This is a genomic window from Secundilactobacillus pentosiphilus (genome assembly GCF_002217985.1).
Lineage (GTDB): Bacteria > Bacillota > Bacilli > Lactobacillales > Lactobacillaceae > Secundilactobacillus > Secundilactobacillus pentosiphilus.
The window spans coordinates 1-18,952 of the sequence record NZ_BCMI01000006.1 but is presented as its reverse complement, the minus strand read 5'-3'; the positions used below and the strand labels follow the sequence as shown (position 1 = coordinate 18,952).

The window sequence follows — 18,952 nt, the reverse complement described above, 5'->3', positions numbered from 1 at the left end:
ATTAAATCATCATATCGTTATTTTTGCTCAATTACCCGTAGCTTTGCACTGTGTGCACGATGATTTGCTGCCAACTCATCTTCAGCTGGTAAAATGGGCTTACGAGTCACGAGTTTAAAATCTGGTTGCATGTTATCCGGAATAACTGGTAAGCCTGCAGGTAAATCAGGTAAACTGCTCTTTTCCTTAAACATGGTTTTAACCAACCGGTCCTCCAAAGACTGAAAGGTAATCACACAAATCCGACCCCCTGGATTCAATAGTGTGAGTGCCTGTTCCAGTGACGCCTCAAGCGCCGAAAGTTCATCGTTTACAGCAATGCGAATTGCCTGAAAAACCTTCTTCGCGGGATGCCCGCCATGACGCCGGGCAGCCGCTGGAATAGCTTCCTTGATCAATTCAACCAGTTCACCGGTCGTTTCAATCGGTTTTTCGGCCCGCCTAGCTTCGATTCGTCTTGCAATCGATTTAGCAAACTTTTCTTCACCGTAGCGGTAGAAGATGCGAACCAAATCTTGATAAGACCACTCGTTAACTACCGTTTGGGCAGTCAGCGGTGCGCTTTGATCCATACGCATATCCAGTGGCGCATCGTAACGATAGCTGAAACCCCGATCAGCATCGTCAAATTGGGGTGAGGAAACACCCAAATCATAAAGGATACCGTCAACTCGATCAACTTGCTGTTCTGCCAGTGCCTGCTTTAAGTCCCTAAAGTTAGCGTGAATCAGTGTTAGTCGGTCAGCCTCAATCTCATCAGTTAACTGTTCTTTATTGAAGTCAATGGCTGTTTGATCCTGATCAAACGAATACAAATGACCGGTAGTCAATTCGGTTAGGATCTTATGCGTATGGCCGCCGCCACCAAGTGTACAGTCCACATATGTCCCATCCGGCTGAACGTTAAGTTCGTGAACGGCTTCGTTTAATAATACTGTTCGATGATGAAACTCTGCCATAATATTTCCCTCGTCTTAGATATCAAAATCAATTAAGTTTTCCGCGATGTCGTCAAAGCTTTCCTCAGCTTTATCAGCAAAGGTCTGCCAGCGTTCCTGACTCCAAATTTCAAAACGTTCTGACACGCCAACAATGACGCATTGTTTATCCAGTTCAGCATGTTTGATCAACGCTTGGGGGAGATTTACCCGCCCCTGCTTATCAAACGAACACGTCGTTGCAGCTGAGTAGAAGAACCGGACAAAAGCCCGTGCATCCCGTTTATTTAATGGTAATGCACTTAACCGTTTTTGCATGACCTCCCACTGAGACATCGGATAGCCAAACAGGCAGCCATCCATGCCGCGAGTGATCACAAATTCTTCTCCCAGCTGCTCACGAAATTTGGCTGGAATGATTAGTCGCCCCTTAGTATCGATCGAATGCTCAAATTCACCCATGAACATTCGAATCGCCTCCTAAAATCAACTAATTTAACTAAAGTTTACCACAGCTCCCCACTTTCTACCACAACTCCCCAAATATTAATCTATCAAATTTAAAAAAAACCGTCCAAACTATGTTTGAACGGGGAAAGGTTGGGATACTTCATATTCTTTCATATATATTTCTATTTAAGTAAGGCAATTATGACGGTAATCAAGTAAGCAATCAGCAGTAAAATATCAGTCAATCGCCAGTAAAAAAGCAGGAACTTATTCCAAAGCAGTTCACCTTTAGATAACCCCCACCAAAGCGTCAAACCAATCGAAATAATCATCCAAATAAAGATTATAAAGGCAAACCAAGGACTAGCCCAAGTACGTGATAATTGCCAGATAAAAAAGAGGCTGAGTAATGGCAAGCAGTCTATTGGGTGCAGTTTGGGTCGTTTGCGCTTAGGAATGAACCCCCTAAACAGCCTTAAAATGAACAGGACCGCTATCAGGATAATAATTTGCACAATAATTTGATTCAACGTCGTCTGTCCTTTCCTCAAGCCATTATGGTTCCCTTTGATTATACACAACCGAAATTCTACCGCATTCGGCCCGTTAAAATCAAGAAAGTTTCCAAACCGATTGCATTTCTTAATCGTCCACGTTAAACTATTTGAAGTAAACAGATGAAAAGTGGTGCTATCATGCAGAAAAAGAAAAAATCAACCTTCCAAAAAATTACAATGGTCCTCGTATGGATCATGATCATTGCAACCTTGGGATCCCTCGTTGCAAGTGCCCTACAGGCCATTGGCATGTTCGGATAAATAAGCGGTGGGGATTCAACCCTTAATAAAATGCTAAAAAGCTCCTGAAGCAGCTCATTTGCTTCAGGAGCTTTTAGTATGCATTTAATATGATTTTCGCTGGTAGTTAATTTGCACCTGAATGCTTTTGCTTATAGACTTTACGCGGCTTACTGCCGTCTTGAGGACCGATAAAGCCACCCTGTTCCAGGTCATCAATCAACCTAGCTGCCCGATTATAGCCAATTCGGAAGTGCCGCTGCAGTAGTGAAGTGCTGGCTTTTTGCTGATCAACGACAAACTGCAACGCATCGTTGAACAGCTCATCATCAGATTGTGCGGCATCTTCAGAAATCTCCTCGTCGGTGACCATCATGCTTTCATCGTACTCTGCCGTTTGCTGCTGACGAATGAAGTCGGTCACGTGCTGAACGTCTTTATCAGGAATATAGGCCCCTTGAATTCGAATTGGCGAGTTTTGATCAACTGGCATGTAGAGCATATCACCCCGTCCTAACAGTTTTTCGGCACCATTAGAATCCAGTATCGTTCGTGAATCAACCCCGCTGGAAACGGCAAACGCCATTCTGGAAGGCACGTTGGCTTTAATTAAACCGGTAATAACGTCAACTGAAGGCCGCTGAGTCGCCAGAATCATATGGATTCCAGCCGCCCGGCCCATTTGAGCCAGCCGGATAATGGCATCTTCAACTTCGTTAGAAACCGTCATCATCAAATCAGCTAATTCATCAACGATCACAACAATGTATGGCAACGTGGGTAACGGCTTATCAGCAGTTTGATTCTGGGTTTGAACAAACTGGTTATACCCGGCAATCTTACGCTGGCCTACCTTGGCAAAAAGATCATAACGCTGTTCCATTTCGTGCACCACTTTATGCAGGGCCTTAGCCGCTTTTTTCGGGTCTGAAACAACGGGTGTTAATAAGTGCGGAATACCATTATAGACACTTAACTCCACCTTTTTAGGGTCGATCAGCATCAACTTGACTTGACTCGGCTTAGCATTCATTAAAATGCTAGTGATAATGCCGTTGATTGCAACTGATTTCCCACTACCCGTTGACCCAGCAATCAGTAAGTGGGGCATCTTGGTGAGATCCATCGTAATCACTTTACCGGTGACATCCCGCCCTAACGGTACCTGCAATAGATGAGCAGGTCCGTGGGGAACGGCCTCGCTAACGTCACGAAACGAAACGGTTGAAATTTCTCGATTGGGCACTTCAATTCCAATTAACGATTTACCGGGAATCGGCGCTTCAATCCGAATTTCCTTGGCAGCTAGCGCAAGCGCTAAATCATCCGCTAAGTTGACAATCCGAGAAACCTTGACGCCAATCGCCGGATGAAGTTCGTATTCAGTCACAGAAGGCCCTAAATTAACGTGTTTGATTTCAGCGTCAACGCCAAAACTGTCCAACGTTTTTTTGAGGATCTTCGTATTCTTTTCAATCGTTTTGTAATCGTCTTGCTGATCTTTTTGCGGAATGGGCGTTAACAAATCAGTTTTAGGAAGCTGATAATTCGGATCGTCGCCCACATTCGAAATCATAGTGGGTTCGGCATCTTCATCAGGCTTTGCCCCCGTTGGCTCAGGCGTCGTTGCCGGTTCGTCCTTCCGCGTAGCTACGCTGATGGGAATCGCATTTGGCGCTTTATCAGCTGCCTTTTCAGGGCCCGAATGCCGCTCGGATACAGGGGTCGGCAAATCCTCTTCTTCAGCCGAAACCACCTTTTTGGGTTTAGCCTTTACCGCAGGCTTAGGCGGACTAAACTGAGTTCGTTTAAGTTTAGTAAAACCATTAACTAATAACTGACTCGTTTTTTTGATTCCTTCACCAAGCCAGTGACCGCTCATTTGAAGCCACTTTAGGACCTGCGCAACCGATACGTTAAAGGCAATCATCAACCCGATCAATATCAGTAACACAGCGATCACCCTTGCGCCAACAAAAGCCACCAAAAAATGAGTGACTGCTAACAGCACAGCACCGATCGTACCGCCGCCAACGGCCGTACTAACACTGTTATTCATTAAGTCACCGCTAAGCAGCTGCCAGGTATAACTCAAAAAACCAGTATGCTGATTTTCAGATAAAAAAAGGTCAACGTGCAGCCAGAGTAACGCACCCAAGTACATCGTCCCCAAGCTCCAAAGCCACCTGCGAGAAATTCGCGGCAGTTGACCCGTGATCAATAAAGCTAGTCCCACGGCGATACCAACTAAACTCAAAAGTGGATACGTATCCCCGACGACAAACCGAATCAGATTAGCCATCAGGTTGCCGATAAAACCGGCCTTAAAAAACGCCAAAAGGCACAAAGCCAGCATCACGAGGCCCACCGCATTGGCAGTATAGGACGTGCTGTTTTGACGTCCTTTTTTGCGCCGTTTAGTCGACTTAGTTGTTCGACGCCGCGTGGTCTTTCGCTTTTGTGCCAAAATGTCCCCTCCTATAATAGATTTAAACTACTTTAATTTATCATGCTCATAGCGATGACTAAGTTCCAACTTAGGAAAGCTTTGCTGCCGAAGGACTTCGTAAATCACGATGGCCGCAGAATTTGAGAGATTCAAAGCACGAATATGGGTATCGTCCTGCGGGATCCGGATAGCTTGCTTTGTATGCTGGCGCATAAACGGTTCCGGTAATCCCGTCGTTTCTTTACCGAACATAAAGTAGTAGTCACCGTTTTTAACATCGGTATAATCGTGTTGAGTATACGCAAATTCGGCGAACTTAGAAACTAAAAACAGCCGTTTAACGTCTGGTACCGTACTCATAAACGCTTGCAGATTTTTGTGATAGCGAATATCAACTTTATCCCAGTAATCTAAGCCGGCCCGTTTCAAATGTGCATCGTCTACTGAAAAGCCTAAAGGCTCGATTAAATCTAAAATCGTATCAGTCCCGGCACAGGTTCTGGCGATGTTACCAGTATTAGCTGGCATTAAAGGTTCAAATAAAACAATATGATTGGACATAATGAAACTCCTCGTAATTATAAATTGTGAACTGCTCATGATTAACATCACGAGCTTTTAGAAACGCCGCTGACTCACACGCAAATTTGGGCGCGAAGTGACGGCCGTTTACTTTGGCACGTTCCGTGCCAGTGCTGCCTAACGCTGACAAACTGCTTTTTTGCTACCAATTTATTATATTCGTTACCGTGACGATAGGCAATTCCCCCAAAATGCATTAGCTAGTCTTAAAAAATTGATCACATAAAAAAACGCAACCCCTCGGTGTCAGCACGGCGAGGAACTGCGTTAATGAAGTGCAAATTCGACAGCGGCTGACGATTGCTCGACATCCACTCCCGAATGATTTCTCAACAAGTAATATACCGCGAATGAGTACAGAATGCAAGGGATTGCTAAATCGGTCTATAGCATTTAAATGCTGACCTTTTAGCCCGCAATGATCCCATTTACCTTACTGATTAGTTTGGAACTATAATCTCTCAGCTCGTTTACCTAAAAATAATTATGATAAATACAATCAACTAAAGCAACATTCCAAGAAAAAATTGCTATAATGGCACATAGACTATAAACAGAGAAAAAGGAGACTGACCTTGAAATTTATCGAACCGCTTGTTAATAACTATAATCAACTGACGCAGGCCGTTAACGACCAAACGACCCGAATCACGATCGGCAATCACCAAACGACCCCCAGCAAGGGAACCATCGCTGAAGCAACGCTATACGCCCACGAACACGATCTATCCCTGACCGTTCTCATACGGCCGAGAACTGGTGCTGCCTGTTACAGCGATCCAGAGCTGAAAATTATGGAAGCCGATATTCTAGAAGCGCAGCAATTGGGAGCTGACGGTGTGATTATTGCAGCCCTAACGGCCGATCACCAACTAGACATTGAGGCTATGAATAACCTGATCGCAGCGGCTGGCGGTATGTCGATCACCTTTGGTACGGCGATCGATGAACTTGCCGACAGTCAACAGGCCAGCTCACTTAAGTGGCTGGCTGATAACGGTGTGGAAAAAGTCTTGACCCATTTAACCGACAAGGCCGACACTGCTCAGTTATCCAAACTAAACAACATTGCTCAGGCTGCTGGGTTGCAGCTCACCGTCCTCAGTCCTAATGAATCCAAAAGCACGCAATTAAACGAGCAGCTGGATTTAACCTACTTTCTTCAAGAACTCTAAAACCATTTGTTCTATAAAAGAACCCGTTACTTTGTTTTCAACGCAAAGTAACGGGTTCTTTTTTGCTGCCTCTTAAAGGCTGCTTTCATGTTCGATCACCGCTGCAAAATCCGCTGGCATCGGTGCGTAACAGGTAATCTGCCGTTGTGCAAACGGGTTATAGAAACTCACTGACGCACAGTGCAGTGCCTGCCGGTGAATCCATGGATTCGTCTGCTGCCCGTACAGAAAGTCCCCCACTAATGGGTGGCCGATACTCGCCATATGGACCCTGATCTGGTGTGTTCTTCCAGTATGCAAACGAACCCGCAACAACGTTGAAGCGGGCATCCGCTTGGCTAACCAATACTCAGTTTGAGCCGGTCTGCCATCTTGACGAACCATCCTTTTAATGAAGGAACCCGGCTCCCTGCCAATGGGTGCGTCAATGACCCCGTGCTTACTGTCGACCACCCCTGTCACCACGCAAAAATACGTTTTCTTCAAGCGATGCTGTTTCAGTTGAGTGTCCAGCACGGTGTGAGCAAAGTGGTGTTTGGCAAAAATCACGATACCACTGGTCTCACGATCCAAACGGGTCACAATGTGAGTCACCTGACTGGCAGCTTGAGTACGTATCAAGTAACCCCTCACCCGGTTGACCATTGAATCATCGGCATAGAGGTGGGAAGGCACTGAGGCGACTTTGGCTGGCTTATTAACCACCAGAAAATGGTCATCTTCGTAAAGGATCGCTAACGGCGTCTCGGAAGCTTGCAAATGGTCGCTGGGAACTTCGGGCGGCAGAGTCACTTCCAGTCGTTGGCCCCGCTGCATTTTATACGTCACACGAACCGGCGTCCCATCAACGCAGATTCGACCGCCAGAAAACTTGATCTGTTTTAAAAGGGTTCTACTGATACCCTGCTGACGCATAAAAGTACGAACGTAAATCGGCGCATCACCAGTATACTGCCAGTCAAACTTAATCAATCGGTTTCACCCCAATAAAGGATTCGGAGACCCGTTTCCAGAATTGCGTATGACGATACTCAGCAAATGCAATTCGCTGCTTTGAAATCCGGTAAGTCACCGACTTAATGCGGTGATTTTCTACCATATTCTGGTCACAGGTCATTAAAATGTCATTCACCTGACTTTTATCTAGTTGAACCGGTTCGATGCGAACCCATTCACTCGGCGAAATAATGATCGGTGAACCTAAAGTTCGAAAGACCCGGTTATTGATTGAAGCAATTTCTGAAACCTGAACAACGTTAAGTTCGGAACTGATGACCGCACCGCCAGCTGATTTATTATAGGCAGTTGAACCGGTGGGGGTTGAAACGCATAGGCCATCTCCACGAAAAAGTTCAAATAGCTGATCCTTGATATAAACGTTGGCCAGCATGGTGCCGGTCACCTTTTTAAGGGTCGACTCATTCAGGGCTAACCGTGACTCGCGGTCACCATTACTATACTCAATGAGCATATCTAACAGCGGATAACTGACACTTTGACCATTATCATGTGCTAAGCTGTCAATTAACTCGTCGACCTCATAATCACGCCAATCCGTATAAAAGCCTAAGTGGCCGGTATGAATACCAACGAAACGGATACTGGCGAGCTGATCTTCATAGTGATGAAAGGCCGAAAGTAAAGTACCATCACCCCCAACAGTGATCAGAATATCGGGATGGCCATTATCTAAAGTGAGATGTTCGGCCTTAATTTTTGACTTCAACGCGTTCGAAACCCGCGTTGAATCTGAACCTGGATTACTAAAAATTCCAATTTTCATCACTGATCATCCTTCTTATTAGGCGGCTGCGGAGTGGCTCCCTTGCCGTATGAAAATAAATGCTGTGCTTCTTCGATTTCTTCTCTGATTTCAGACATTTCGGTATCCAGCTTGAAAGCTGCTTCTGCAGCCCGCTGCAGCCGGGCACTGAGTTCTTCGGGAAATTCCCCTTGATACTTGTAATTCAAAGAGTGCTCAATCGTTGCCCAAAAGTTCATTGCAAGTGTCCGAACTTGAATCTCAGCCAAAATTTTCTTTTCGCCGGTAACCATCTGAACGGGATATTCGATTACGATATGATAAGAACGATACCCGCTGGGCTTTTCATTATGGATATAGTCACGTTCCTCAAGAATTGTCATATCAGAACGCTTCCTAAGCAGATCAACAACTTGATAAATGTCCTCCACAAACTGACACATGATCCGCAAACCTGCGATATCCTGCATATCCTGTTCCAGCCGTTCTTCCGATACGTGCCGGCGGTTCATTTTTTCCTTAATACTGTCAACTGGTTTCACCCTACCAGTCACAAACTCAATGGGTGAACGCTGATTTTTGTTTTGAAATTGCTTGCGCATTCCCCGTAGCTTTACCTTTAATTCATCCACTGCCTGATTATACGGCAGCAAAAAATGATTCCAATTTTCAATCAAGCTGTTCACCTCGATATGGTTTCAATTGCTTGTATTTTGTTTTACAAACAGACTTCATTTTAGCATATTTTCGATTAGGTGGGCTGTTTGAACACAGAAGAATTGACCAACTTAATTGACAGAAACCTAAAAGAACACAATTTACTGTATAATAGCGGAAAACATTATTCCTATTCCGACGGTCTTTGGAACCGTTTTTACCTTATCCGACGGTATTTACATAGCCTAAATCCTTGCATTTCACTCAAAATGCTTTATGATTACTTTTGAACTGAAAGGTCGTTTACTAATTAACGACTAATTAATGGAGGAAATTACTTTGCTAGAAGTATATCTATTTATCAACCCATTAGGCAGTCGCTGTATGAAGTCGGAAAAGTGTATCTTACGTCTCGCCGATCCAATTTTCGGTGATATTTCCTATCAATTTATTCCGCTACTTAATCCGCAAATGATTGATCAGCATTTAAAGGCGACCAATCAAGACTGCCATAACTTAAATTTACGTAATAAACAATTTAATCTGCATTATCGTATCATTTTAGACTACAAGGCTGCCCTCTTTCAAGGAAAGAAAAAGGGACGGTTGTTTTTGTTGAACCTGCAAAATCAACTGGTTAAACAAGCCCAGCCTTATTCTGAGAAACTCGTCTTAGAAGTTGCCAAACACGTGCACTTAGACCTCGCTATGTTTAAGGAGGATCGCCAATCCGAATTGGCCCGCCGCGCTTTTCAAGCGGATCAACGGTTAGCATCCGAAATGAACGTTGCCGCACCTTCTACGGCGATTTTATATAATGCTGACGTCTCGGACTGTGGCTTAATGCTGCCAGACGTCACCTATCAGGCACTGTACGAAATCTGCGAAAACAACGGCTTGATTGCCAAACAAGCACTGGCGCACCAAAAGTCAGCACCTAACTTACATATTCTCTAAAGCATGTGAGTTGTTAAACTCAAAAAGCGATCTGCATTCAATGCAGGTCGCTTTTTGTTTACGGTGGCCGAAACCTACATGGTTTTGGCTAAGGTTTCAAACTGATTTAAACGCTTCTCAAATTCGGCAAACGCCTGATCAAGGTAAGCTGTCTGCGTCATATCAACACCAGCTTTACGCATGACGTTAATCGGATAATCAGAACTTCCGGACTTCAAATAGTTCAAATAAGCCTCCCGCTTGGCTGGCTCACCACTATTGATTCGCTGAGCCAACATGTTAGCAGCCGCGAAACCGGTGGCATACTGATACACGTAATAGTTGTAATAGAAGTGCGGGATTCGAGCCCATTCGTCGGCAATCTCTGGGTCTGAAATAACGTCCTTGCCGTAATACTTCTTATTCAGCTCCAAATAATACTGACTCAAATAATCAGCCGTTAGGGGTTGTCCGGCAGCATCCTGCTGATGAATGAAGTGCTCAAATTCAGCAAACTGCGTCTGACGGAACACCGTTCCCTTAAAACCATCCAGGTAATGATTTAAAACAAACGCCTGAACTTGTTTGTCATCATACTTGTTCAGTAAATAATCCGTTAACAGGGTTTCATTAGTCGTCGATGCGATCTCAGCCACAAAAATGGAGTAGTCACCATACTGATACGGCTGGTTGTGGGTGGTGTAGTAACTGTGCATACTGTGACCCATTTCATGTACCAGCGTAAACAAGCTCTCAAGGTTGTCTTGCCAATTCAGTAAAATGTATGGTGCCGTGTCGTACATACCGGAAGAATAAGCACCCGAGCGCTTCCCCTTATTTTCAACCACGTCGATCCAGCGGGAATCAAACGCTTCTTGAACGTGGCTTAAATAGTCCGGACCTAAGACTGCCAGTGCCCTTAACGCCTCAGCCTTAGCTTCATCAAACGTATAGGATAATTTTGGCTCGCCGGTTATCGGCGTGTACAGATCATACATATGCAATTCTGGCAGTTTTAAAATCTGCTTTCGCAAAGCAACGTAACGGTGCAGTAGCGGTAAATGGTCGTTAACACTCGTTACTAGTGAATCAAACACACTTTCAGGAATGTGATTAGCATTCATGGCAGCTTGCCGGGCATCCTGATAGTGGTGAACGGACGCTTCAAAATTGTGGGTTTTAACGTTCCCAGACAGCGTGGCGGCTAACGTATGCCTAAACTGATGATACACCGCATAAAGCTGTTTAAACGCCATTTTGCGGACTTCAGGCTTAGTGGATTGAATCAGCTGATCATAGATCCCTTGCGACAACTGCACCGTGCCACCATCATCATCTTCGACAACCGGGAATTCCAAATCGGCATCGTTTAAAACGTCAAACGTGTTGCTGGAAGCATTTAAAGCATCTCCTGCCTGCGCCAACAGCTTTTCTGCAGCGGGCGTCAACACGTGTTCACGTTCATCCGTAATGGTCCGCAGGTAGTGTTCATATGGTTTTAATCCTGAATCGGTCTGTATCCATTGATCCAGTGTCTTGGATTCAACTGCCAATAACTCAGGCTCAAACCAGGCCAGGTTGCTTTCTAACTTTGTCAGTAAGCTTTGGGTCCGGCCGCTTAAGGCTTGGTTGTCGGCATCGGTTGTATCCTGATCATGCTTCAAAGAAGCGTAAACATACAGCTTCTCTGCTGGCCGAATGGCCGCCATCATGGCATCGATCACCTGCACCAAGTCTTTTGAACTGCGTGCCAGTTTACCCTGTAACTCTGGTAAAGCTTCAATTTGTTTCGCCACCTGATCAAAAGCTTGATTAAAAGCCTGACGATCTTGATAAATGGGGGTCAAATCCCAGGTTAAGCTTGAATCGACCTGTTCACGGGTTGGTAATTGTTTGATATCTGCCAACGACAGCACTTCCTTCTCATCGAAATTTGATACTGTTCATAGCTTACCACATGCCTAGTATGGTGAAGCAATCAATTGCCACGACTTTTTAGCCAGTTCCTTTAAAATCCCGTGCTGTTCTAAAAGATCAGCATACCGTTGCAGTTGTCTTCCCCAGCTATTAGCAAGCTGTTGTGTCGTGCACTGAATTAACTGCGCACCATCAAATAACGTGCTGATTTTAGCCGCCCACTTTTCTAGATCAAGTTGGCGAATCAGCGACCCCACAGGTACTTCACTTAACAAAACAGTCATCAGTGCCGCCCAAATAATGGGGGATTCGCAAACTAACGGCTCAGCATTAGTGAATTGATAACACACCGGTGGAATGGCCTGCAATAAACGTTGGTGTTCATAACAGAACTGCTGCAGTTTTAGCCACTTAGCATTTTTGTAGTGCAATCCCATTTGAATCCGCCGTTGAATCAGTTTCTGAACTGACGCTAAAGTTTTGGGGGTTCTTTTCCCCACTTGATTGCCAGTGCTAGTTCTAGCCCACCCCTGCAAACCGCCTAAACCATCGATAGTTAAGTGGTGCCAAACGATCAAACACTGTTGACGAGTCTCCCAAAAAATGAGGTACCACCCTAACTTATCGGAGTATTGGAGCCATTTTTCGGCGTGACGAACCGACGTGATCGTTTGTAAATAAGCCTCACCTAAGATCCAGATGACCTCCAGGCCATAGGCATGGTATCCCTGATTACGCTGCCGCAATTTGCCAGCAGAGATCGGCGAGCACTGGTACTCAACCGCCAATTGGTGAGCTTCCCGTTTCACCAGTAAATCTGGCCGCTGTGCCAGCAACTGAAGATAAGGCTCCAATTCAACGTGTTTCCGGCCAAAATAAGCGGCTAACTGCCACTTACCCGTTAAGTGCTTTTGACTTTCAGACTCACTGAACGGCCGGCAGTTCGAATTGGGACGGTGAGCAAAGTGGGCCATCATCCGGGTGCCACGCTTTAAAATGACCTGTTCTCGACAACTGGGACAAAAATAAGGCATTCCGCGCTGGGCGTCACTGGCGGCCACGCGCTGATTTTGTTCGGTCTGTGCGGTTAACATACGATTCCCTGCTCTCTTAGGAGGTTAAAGTTACCTACGTCAAAAAAGCGGCGGTAATTTTTACTATCTTGAATGATTCCCACTTTTAGGAAAAACAAAAAAAACGTTAAGCTGATAAATTCAACTTAACGTTTTTATTCTGATAACCCATTAACTAGTCTGCAGTAAAGTAACGGCGGGTTAGTTGCAGCGCGCTTTGCGCCATAATCTTTTTCCCATGTTCATCAAGAACATCGGCGGTAATCTTCGTTTTTTCTGCATATTCGTAAGCAATCGCTAACTCATCTTTAATACTCTCCGGTGAAGTTTCGTTAACCCGAAAAATCAGTTCTAAGTAATAAGCATTTTTATAGTGATACAAATTAGAAGTCGCGTCAGATAATTTCAGTGCTTCCGCAATCGAAATCATATCCTCGAAATTATGGAGACGGACAACCGTTGTATGGAGTGGTGATGTTTTGGTCACGGGAGACGATTCGTGATCTGCTGACTCGGTCGACGACTTGTCTTGAACTGCGTCACTATCAGTCTGCATCAGCTGCTTCTTTAAGAAGTCTGGCACTTCGTCTTCGTTAACCATTTCGATATCTGGCGAACCTGCACCATTTTCATCATCCACGTCCGTTGACTCTTCATCCGCACCACCCTTGCTAATAAATAGCTCAAGTCCGTTCCGGTTAGGTAGAACTTGAAAGGTAACGGCATCGGTTTCCTGAAATTGGTGATCAACGTCGACTTCTTCCAAAATACTGTAAAAGAAGCTTTCAATTTGCTTGTGGTTACCAAGCAGATCAAGGACGGTAATGCCCCGTTGGGTTAAATCATCGTTTCCAATTAAAACGCGAATTGTGTTCTCATTAATTCTTTCCATTTCCATGACCCAACACCTCTTCCTGCCCGCACCAAGATTTACCTATCTCCATACTAAAGAATTTTTGCAGTTTGTAAAGTATCTGGCTTAATTTTTTTAAAATATTATGAATTTAACGGTAGCCTGAAAAGTCGCGTTTCCTTTGCACCAAAACACTGGCCCGGTCATTACCGGTTTAGCCGGCATCCGCAGCTTCAATCGCTTTCTCCAGTTCAAGCACGCGGATGTGCCGTGGCAAAAATCGGCGAATCTCATCCTCGTTAAAACCAACCTGCAGCCGTTTTTCATCAAATAATATCGGCCGTCTCAGCAGGCCCGGATGCTGGGTGATCAAGTTGAGCAGTTCGCTCACTGGAAGGGTATCGATTTCTACGGTCAATTTTTTATATTCCTTAGACCGCTTCGAAATAATGTCTTCAGTCCCATTCTCAGTCAGTTGGAGGATCAACTTAAGCTGTTTGATGCTTGGTGCTTGCACAAAAATATTTTGTTCCGCAAAGTCGACCTCGTGTGTTTTAAGCCATTTTTTAGCTTTGCGGCATGATGTACAACTCGGTGATGTAAATAGCGTGACTGTCATAGGAATTGCCTCCAAACTTATGCGACCTGGGGGATAGTTATCATCAATTTATTTACTATCTTAACTATAACAAATTCCCCGTACACTGAGAATGAAATTCACTAAAACATCACGAACATATCAGTTATTCGTCACAATTTAACCCTAAAGGTTTTTCGGAGCTCTGCTAACGCAACCGGTATGTCCCCGGCTGCAACCTGGGCTTCTTGTTTCAACACTGCCAAATCTCCAATTTGGGGCAGATGAGTCAGCATCAGCTGACCAACGTGGGCATCAGCAGCTAACCGACCGGATTCCCCAGCAGTCATATGCCACTTTGTACCAGTTTTATCATTAAAGAAGTTGGTATCCGTCATCAACAGATCTGCTTGATCAGCAAACGGTACTAACTCTGGAATATAGGCCGTATCAGCGGTAAAGACAAGGGTTTCGCCAGTCGTGTTCTCCACAATGCGCATTCCAAACGCTGGTACCGGGTGTTTCATCGGTAAAAAGGAAATGGTCAGCGGCCCAAGGTGCAACGTGTCAGCAGGCGCATACCCCTTCCCTTCAGAAGCGTGCGGCCAAGTCAGACTCCCCACCATTAACGGGTCAGCAGTATTCCCATAGATTGGCAGCGTCTTTTGATTAGGCCGTTGTTCGTGCAACTGCCAGTAATATTGTAATACCCCCACATCAGCGATATGATCATGGTGATAATGGGACAGGATTACCGCATCCAACTGCAGTGGATCCAAGACCTTCTCTAAGCTCAAGAGTGCGCCGCTACCGCAATCCATTAATAAATGGTAACTTCCTGATTCAATCAAATAGCTACTCGTTCCAATTCCATTTGCCGGGTAACCGCCATAGTACCCCAAAACCGTTACTTTCATACTAATACTTCCCTTCAAATCTATTTTTATTCAGGGTAAACAGGCCCCTTAAATTGCCATTTTAGTCTGGCAAATTGTATAATAATAGTGATAAGTCAGGAGGAATGAACTATGATTACTCGAATTAGCATTACCTATGGCACCAAGCAAGTCTTATCAAAGCTCCAGACCCGTTATCCAGACCGACAATTGTTAATGCTGGATTCTTCCACCTCTGGCGAGCAGCTTGCACTGCTGGATGTTTCCGGAGAAGAATCCGTGTTTAGCTCACCCATTCATTATGACATCAAACTCCACCGTGGGACAACCGATTGGCAGGGATTTATCAACTTTATCTACATTGATAATCTATCTCCTGACGACCAAAAAACCTTTAATTCAAAGGCTAATCATTTTGTAACAACTGATCCCATGCCAGATGGAATGCGATCAATCTATTTTATGAAGGACGAAAAGAACCGGTCAAACAATATTTTGTTATCCACTTGGGAAAACTCAGATAATTTCTCTATCTGGAAGCGCAGCAGTTCGTTTAAACCCTTTAACTACTTTCTTTCTGGACAGAACAACTATCACGAAGCCAGCTATCATTTCTACACACCTGAAGAGAAGTAACCAGCTATTTTCAGCATGATCCATATGGCCATTAACCGTATGGATTATTTTATTTTTATTGAAATAAGAGGCGGATCAATTTGCAAAACCAAGCAGCAAAAAAATTATCACCCTTTAAAAAGCCGACTAGCCAACAAGCTGCATTAATTGACCAGGCCAAAGACTTCGTCCGCGCACACCTTCACGATACGACACCAGCCGTATTTGTAATTACCGGGGATGCTGGTACGGGCAAGAGTGTCGTTTTAAGTCAGCTCTTTTACGACCTTCAACAAGCAGCAAATCATCGTACCAGTGTGATGGCAAATACTCAGAATTATTTTATGGTTAATCATCCAGAACTGCTGAAGGTCTACCGCAATATCGCCGGTGAGTTGCCAGGTTTGCTGAAGAAAAGTTTTCAACGGCCCACTTCATTAATTAACCGAATGAATAAACGTCACGAAACGTTCGACGTGGGCGTGATAGATGAGTCGCACCTGCTGCTTTCTCAGCCGGATCACTACAATAATTATTATGGCCACAATCATCTACTATCATTATTAAAACTATGCCACGTACTAGTGATTGTTTTCGATGCACACCAAGTACTGCGATTGAAGACTTATTGGACACAAGACCGTCTAAAAAGGTTGCTAGCTCCCTACACGCAAAAATGGGTTCACCTTGATCATCAATTTCGGATGCAGGCTGATGACAGCCTCATTGACTGGATCGATCACTTTACCGGTGATAGAACGCTGTTACCGCTGCAAGCTAGTTTTCGGCACCACTATGATTTTCGTATCTTTTCAGATGCTGAAAAAATGCGCCAGGCAATTGTCAGTCAGAATAAGCGCGTCGGCCTTTCCCGAATTGTTTCAACAACTGGTTATCCCTCCACTTTAGACGGTGGTCGCCACTTTATCACTGAAGGCAATTTTAGGCTCCCTTGGGATCAATATAACTATACAGCAACTCCCTGGGCCGAAATTCCCGAAACAATTAATGAAGTAGGATCGATATACACCTGCCAAGGATTTGATTTAAATTACGTTGGCTTAATTCTGGGACCGCCAGTTAAACTGTCTGCGGATGGTCAAAAAATTACGATTGATACCAGCAAAATTACTGATAGTGAATCCTTTAAGTATCGTGCTGATATGGTCAATTCCCAAACAGTCTTGGCAGCTAAAGTACAGCTTACCTTAAACGCCATTAATGTCTTAATGAAACGCGGCGTAATGGGACTTTATCTTTTTGCTCACGACCCAGCTTTACGTCAAAAATTATCTCAAGAATACGGTCGTTTTAATCAGCAAAACTAGCCGAAAAGACAAAGCAGAATTTAACACCCAAAAGCGTTCTTCCAATGGTTTTGATTGGGAGAGCGCTTTTGGGTGTCAAGTGGTCGGAATCTGAGCGATGAAGCGGGTTAAGACTACATTAAAGGAGTGAATCTTACGTTGTGCTTTAGTCAAAAAATCAACCGAAATCCTTATCGAGATAGACTTAAGTTACTGGCCCGTCCTTTCACATCAGCCTGTAAACCTTGAGAAACAAAAAAATCGCCTTAATGGCGATTAACAAAATGGACGGTCCGTACGAGACTCGGACTCGTGATCTCCTGCGTGACAGGCAGGCGTCCTAACCAACTAGACCAACGGACCATTCGAATTGCGGGGGCTGGATTTGAACCAACGACCTTTGGGTTATGAGCCCAACGAGCTACCAGACTGCTCCACCCCGCGATAATATAAAAGTTATGATGATGACCCGTACGGGATTCGAACCCATGTTACTGCCGTGAAAGGGCAGTGTCTTAACCACTTGACCAACGGGTCATAGCTTTATGAATACAAAACTTAAAATACAAAAACCAACGGAGAAAGAGAGATTCGAACTCTCGCGCCGCTTACGCGACCTACACCCTTAGCAGGGGCGCCTCTTCAGCCACTTGAGTATTTCTCCAATGGGCCTAAATGGACTCGAACCATCGACCTCACGCTTATCAGGCGTGCGCTCTAACCAGCTGAGCTATAGGCCCAAAAAGCGGGTAACGAGAATCGAACTCGCGACAACAGCTTGGAAGGCTGTGGTTTTACCACTAAACTATACCCGCATGGATCTTTTGAGCAAATGGCGCGGGACGGAATCGAACCGCCGACACACGGAGCTTCAATCCGTTGCTCTACCGACTGAGCTACCGAGCCATATAAACGGTCCGTACGAGACTCGAACTCGTGATCTCCTGCGTGACAGGCAGGCGTCCTAACCAGCTAGACCAACGGACCATACAATTGCGGGGGCTGGATTTGAACCAACGACCTTCGGGTTATGAGCCCGACGAGCTACCAGACTGCTCCACCCCGCGATAATAAGGAGGATGAGAGATTCGAACTCTCGCGTGGTTTGACCCACCTGACGGTTTTCAAGACCGTTCCCTTCAGCCAGACTTGGGTAATCCTCCATAATGAAACTCAATTAATGATCAACAACTAAGGACCATATGGACCTTGTAGGACTCGAACCTACGACCGGACGGTTATGAGCCGTCTGCTCTAACCAACTGAGCTAAAGGTCCGAGTCAAAGATCAAATCGCGGCGGGGGGGATCGAACCCTCGACCTCCCGGGTATGAACCGGACGCTCTAGCCAGCTGAGCTACACCGCGATGGTGTTTAAATAAAACTGTTAGAAACTTTATTTAAATCGGGAAGACAGGATTCGAACCTGCGACCCCCTGGTCCCAAACCAGGTGCTCTACCAAGCTGAGCTACTTCCCGTTTAAATGCACCCAGTAGGAGTCGAACCTACAACCTTCTGATTCGTAGTCAGACACTCTATCCAATTGCGCTATGGGTGCAAAATATTATTTAAAACTAAATGCCGAGGACCGGGATCGAACCGGTACGGTCATCACTGACCGCAGGATTTTAAGTCCTGTGCGTCTGCCAATTCCGCCACCCCGGCGTATATGGCATAAGCGGAAGACGGGATTCGAACCCGCGACCCCCACCATGGCAAGGTGATGTTCTACCACTGAACTACTTCCGCATATTAAATTGAAAATGCCGACTAGAAGATTCGAACTTCCGACCCCCTGTTTACAAGACAGGTGCTCTACCAACTGAGCTAAGTCGGCAACACAATAAACATAGTATCAAATCTGACTTTTATTGTCAATATGATATCGGCCCAATGAGCCGTGACAGTCTCGAACTGTCGACCCTCTGATTAAAAGTCAGATGCTCTACCAACTGAGCTAACGGCTCA

At 45.1% G+C, this 18,952-nt stretch carries 18 protein-coding genes and 18 tRNA genes; 5 read left to right on the top strand and 31 right to left on the bottom strand.

The genetic code is table 11. The features are described 5' to 3' along the window. Window positions 1–17: 17 nt before the first annotated feature. From rsmH to CES81_RS04345, 3 genes are all read right to left on the bottom strand, one after another. Window positions 18–959, bottom strand: coding sequence for a 16S rRNA (cytosine(1402)-N(4))-methyltransferase RsmH (gene rsmH / locus CES81_RS04355; RefSeq protein WP_089120836.1), 942 nt, complete (start codon window positions 957–959; stop codon window positions 18–20). A gap of 15 nt (window positions 960–974) precedes the next feature. Then, the gene (mraZ, locus tag CES81_RS04350; RefSeq protein WP_089120835.1) at window positions 975–1,406 is read right to left on the bottom strand and encodes a division/cell wall cluster transcriptional repressor MraZ; all 432 of its coding nucleotides are present in this window, start codon (window positions 1,404–1,406) and stop codon (window positions 975–977) included. Window positions 1,407–1,570: 164 nt separating this feature from the next. Next, window positions 1,571–1,918 (bottom strand): DUF3397 family protein, encoded by a 348-nt coding sequence (locus CES81_RS04345; protein WP_180949726.1) that lies wholly within the window; start codon window positions 1,916–1,918, stop codon window positions 1,571–1,573. A gap of 165 nt (window positions 1,919–2,083) precedes the next feature. Here CES81_RS04345 and CES81_RS04340 point away from each other — a divergent pair, with 165 nt between their 5' ends. Then, complete coding sequence (locus CES81_RS04340; RefSeq protein WP_089088599.1) at window positions 2,084–2,206, top strand: DUF4044 domain-containing protein; 123 nt, start codon at window positions 2,084–2,086, stop codon at window positions 2,204–2,206. A 106-nt stretch (window positions 2,207–2,312) separates the two neighbouring features. On the opposite strand, the gene CES81_RS04335 is transcribed toward CES81_RS04340, so the two are convergent. Both CES81_RS04335 and CES81_RS04330 read right to left on the bottom strand, forming a co-directional pair. Beyond that, a complete protein-coding gene (locus CES81_RS04335; protein WP_089120833.1) occupies window positions 2,313–4,652 on the bottom strand; it encodes an FtsK/SpoIIIE family DNA translocase in 2,340 nt (779 codons plus the stop codon). A gap of 27 nt (window positions 4,653–4,679) precedes the next feature. Further along, complete coding sequence (locus tag CES81_RS04330; protein WP_089088585.1) at window positions 4,680–5,195, bottom strand: tRNA (cytidine(34)-2'-O)-methyltransferase; 516 nt, start codon at window positions 5,193–5,195, stop codon at window positions 4,680–4,682. Window positions 5,196–5,791: 596 nt separating this feature from the next. Between CES81_RS04330 and CES81_RS04325 the strand changes: the two genes are divergently transcribed. Beyond that, window positions 5,792–6,391, top strand: a complete 600-nt coding sequence (locus CES81_RS04325) for a copper homeostasis protein CutC (RefSeq protein WP_179211636.1) — start codon at window positions 5,792–5,794, stop codon at window positions 6,389–6,391. A 72-nt stretch (window positions 6,392–6,463) separates the two neighbouring features. On the opposite strand, the gene CES81_RS04320 is transcribed toward CES81_RS04325, so the two are convergent. The 3 genes from CES81_RS04320 to yjbM are packed head-to-tail and all read right to left on the bottom strand — an operon-like array spanning window position 6,464 to window position 8,830. After that, window positions 6,464–7,363: an RluA family pseudouridine synthase gene (locus tag CES81_RS04320; RefSeq protein WP_089120831.1), complete on the bottom strand. Its 900-nt coding sequence runs from the start codon at window positions 7,361–7,363 to the stop codon at window positions 6,464–6,466. After that, window positions 7,356–8,174, bottom strand: coding sequence for an NAD kinase (locus tag CES81_RS04315; protein ID WP_089088588.1), 819 nt, complete (start codon window positions 8,172–8,174; stop codon window positions 7,356–7,358). The genes CES81_RS04320 and CES81_RS04315 overlap by 8 nt, the downstream gene beginning before the upstream one ends. Beyond that, window positions 8,174–8,830, bottom strand: coding sequence for a GTP diphosphokinase (gene yjbM / locus CES81_RS04310; RefSeq protein WP_179211637.1), 657 nt, complete (start codon window positions 8,828–8,830; stop codon window positions 8,174–8,176). Before yjbM ends, CES81_RS04315 begins: the two co-directional genes overlap by 1 nt. A 319-nt stretch (window positions 8,831–9,149) precedes the next feature. On the opposite strand from yjbM, the gene CES81_RS04305 reads away from it, so the two are divergent. Next, on the top strand, window positions 9,150–9,767 hold the full coding sequence (locus tag CES81_RS04305) for a DsbA family protein (protein ID WP_180949725.1): 618 nt from the start codon (window positions 9,150–9,152) through the stop codon (window positions 9,765–9,767). Window positions 9,768–9,841: 74 nt separating this feature from the next. Here the strand turns inward: CES81_RS04305 and pepF are convergent, their stop codons facing one another. The 5 genes from pepF to CES81_RS04280 form a co-directional block, all read right to left on the bottom strand. After that, window positions 9,842–11,653 (bottom strand): oligoendopeptidase F, encoded by a 1,812-nt coding sequence (gene pepF, locus CES81_RS04300; RefSeq protein WP_180949724.1) that lies wholly within the window; start codon window positions 11,651–11,653, stop codon window positions 9,842–9,844. Between the two features lie 54 nt (window positions 11,654–11,707). Then, on the bottom strand, window positions 11,708–12,757 hold the full coding sequence (locus tag CES81_RS04295) for a competence protein CoiA (protein ID WP_089120829.1): 1,050 nt from the start codon (window positions 12,755–12,757) through the stop codon (window positions 11,708–11,710). Window positions 12,758–12,911: 154 nt separating this feature from the next. After that, window positions 12,912–13,634 carry an adaptor protein MecA gene (locus CES81_RS04290; protein WP_089120828.1) on the bottom strand — a complete coding sequence of 241 codons (723 nt, stop codon included), beginning with the start codon at window positions 13,632–13,634 and terminating at the stop codon, window positions 12,912–12,914. A 169-nt stretch (window positions 13,635–13,803) separates the two neighbouring features. Next, the gene (gene spx, locus CES81_RS04285; protein WP_089088592.1) at window positions 13,804–14,208 is read right to left on the bottom strand and encodes a transcriptional regulator Spx; all 405 of its coding nucleotides are present in this window, start codon (window positions 14,206–14,208) and stop codon (window positions 13,804–13,806) included. A 131-nt stretch (window positions 14,209–14,339) separates the two neighbouring features. Beyond that, window positions 14,340–15,083, bottom strand: coding sequence for an MBL fold metallo-hydrolase (locus tag CES81_RS04280; protein WP_089120827.1), 744 nt, complete (start codon window positions 15,081–15,083; stop codon window positions 14,340–14,342). A 111-nt stretch (window positions 15,084–15,194) separates the two neighbouring features. Here CES81_RS04280 and CES81_RS04275 point away from each other — a divergent pair, with 111 nt between their 5' ends. Continuing rightward, window positions 15,195–15,698 carry a monooxygenase gene (locus CES81_RS04275; RefSeq protein WP_089088594.1) on the top strand — a complete coding sequence of 168 codons (504 nt, stop codon included), beginning with the start codon at window positions 15,195–15,197 and terminating at the stop codon, window positions 15,696–15,698. An 80-nt stretch (window positions 15,699–15,778) separates the two neighbouring features. After that, entirely contained in the window at window positions 15,779–17,005 is a 1,227-nt protein-coding gene (locus tag CES81_RS04270; RefSeq protein WP_089120826.1) for a DUF2075 domain-containing protein, read from the top strand. A 268-nt stretch (window positions 17,006–17,273) separates the two neighbouring features. Here the strand turns inward: CES81_RS04270 and CES81_RS04265 are convergent. The 18 genes from CES81_RS04265 to CES81_RS04180 all read right to left on the bottom strand — a co-directional run bounded on the left by CES81_RS04265 (window position 17,274) and on the right by CES81_RS04180 (window position 18,951). After that, window positions 17,274–17,347: transfer RNA gene (locus tag CES81_RS04265), tRNA-Asp, on the bottom strand. Window positions 17,348–17,354: 7 nt separating this feature from the next. Continuing rightward, window positions 17,355–17,428: transfer RNA gene (locus tag CES81_RS04260), tRNA-Met, on the bottom strand. A gap of 21 nt (window positions 17,429–17,449) precedes the next feature. Next, window positions 17,450–17,521 (bottom strand) — tRNA-Glu (locus CES81_RS04255). A 39-nt stretch (window positions 17,522–17,560) separates the two neighbouring features. Continuing rightward, a tRNA-Ser gene (locus tag CES81_RS04250) sits at window positions 17,561–17,648 on the bottom strand. A 2-nt stretch (window positions 17,649–17,650) separates the two neighbouring features. Next, a tRNA-Ile gene (locus CES81_RS04245) sits at window positions 17,651–17,724 on the bottom strand. A gap of 4 nt (window positions 17,725–17,728) precedes the next feature. Then, a tRNA-Gly gene (locus tag CES81_RS04240) sits at window positions 17,729–17,799 on the bottom strand. A gap of 18 nt (window positions 17,800–17,817) precedes the next feature. After that, a tRNA-Phe gene (locus CES81_RS04235) sits at window positions 17,818–17,890 on the bottom strand. 7 nt (window positions 17,891–17,897) lie between these two features. After that, window positions 17,898–17,971: transfer RNA gene (locus tag CES81_RS04230), tRNA-Asp, on the bottom strand. Between the two features lie 6 nt (window positions 17,972–17,977). Beyond that, a tRNA-Met gene (locus tag CES81_RS04225) sits at window positions 17,978–18,051 on the bottom strand. Window positions 18,052–18,057: 6 nt separating this feature from the next. Further along, window positions 18,058–18,147 (bottom strand) — tRNA-Ser (locus CES81_RS04220). Between the two features lie 40 nt (window positions 18,148–18,187). Continuing rightward, window positions 18,188–18,261, bottom strand: a tRNA-Ile gene (locus CES81_RS04215). A gap of 15 nt (window positions 18,262–18,276) precedes the next feature. Continuing rightward, window positions 18,277–18,350 (bottom strand) — tRNA-Met (locus CES81_RS04210). A gap of 38 nt (window positions 18,351–18,388) precedes the next feature. Further along, window positions 18,389–18,462, bottom strand: a tRNA-Pro gene (locus CES81_RS04205). 6 nt (window positions 18,463–18,468) lie between these two features. Next, window positions 18,469–18,542 (bottom strand) — tRNA-Arg (locus CES81_RS04200). 21 nt (window positions 18,543–18,563) lie between these two features. Further along, a tRNA-Leu gene (locus tag CES81_RS04195) sits at window positions 18,564–18,649 on the bottom strand. 12 nt (window positions 18,650–18,661) lie between these two features. Then, a tRNA-Gly gene (locus tag CES81_RS04190) sits at window positions 18,662–18,733 on the bottom strand. A gap of 15 nt (window positions 18,734–18,748) precedes the next feature. Continuing rightward, window positions 18,749–18,821 (bottom strand) — tRNA-Thr (locus CES81_RS04185). Window positions 18,822–18,878: 57 nt separating this feature from the next. Next, window positions 18,879–18,951 (bottom strand) — tRNA-Lys (locus CES81_RS04180). Between the last annotated feature and the right edge of the window lies 1 nt (window position 18,952).